1 protein-coding gene is annotated in these 818 nt (G+C 42.2%); it reads left to right on the forward strand.

All coding sequences use genetic code 11. The features are described from left to right. Positions 1-317 precede the first annotated feature (317 nt). The gene (locus AC1DWN_RS34610; protein WP_477563324.1) at positions 318-701 is read left to right on the forward strand and encodes a VOC family protein; all 384 of its coding nucleotides are present in this window, start codon (positions 318-320) and stop codon (positions 699-701) included. Positions 702-818 lie beyond the last annotated feature (117 nt).

Genomic DNA, 818 nt, shown 5'->3' on the forward strand with positions numbered 1-818 from the left:
ACGGGATCAACGTCCCACGGGATCAACGTCCCAACCAGCCTAACCATGGTTGAACAAGTAGGGGGGATGAACAGAATAGCACTCGGGATCTAAGTCCCACGGGCAGGTACGTTCTATCCCCGGCTACCGTTATCTTACGACCACACAAAAATGAGGTCCACCAGAAAGATCTGGTGACCTCATAATACGAACGGGCAGGTTAGTTGAATAAACCCTTTCTATTGTATATACCATAAAATGCCAATGTTTGATACAATTACGTAGATGTACAATAAGTCGTAACAAACCAACAACAATAAATTCAAGGAGGAAACTTAGTGAGTATAGTAAAAGAGATTAACTGCATCTACATCCCTACAACGGATACAGAAAAATCGGCCCAATGGTATGTTCAAAACTTGGGTTTGGAGTTAATGAGACCTGTCCATGATAATCAGGCTCAGCTCCGTATCCCTTCGGGACAAGCCATATTTTTGATTAGAACTCCTGAGAGGAAAACCTTGAACTACACACAAACCGAAGGAATAGAACAATGTGCACTTACCTTGGAAGTCAACGATTTTCACGGACTCTTCAGCCAAATGAAAAATAATGAAGCTAATGTGTCAGAGATTGAAGATAACGAGGGCTGTGGTCTTAATTTTTATGCCTACGACCCAGATGGGAATAAACTCGATATTTGGGGTGGCTGGCCCAAGTGATTTGCAATTCAACTAACGGGAAAGTACGACAAGTTCTGCTATAAGCATCAAACAGTGTGAAAAGCAGGAGATTACAAGAAATAATCTTAACTTTACAACCGAGGATGGGAATGACGG

The sequence above is a fragment of the Paenibacillus sp. P4_A7 genome, from assembly GCF_056402455.1.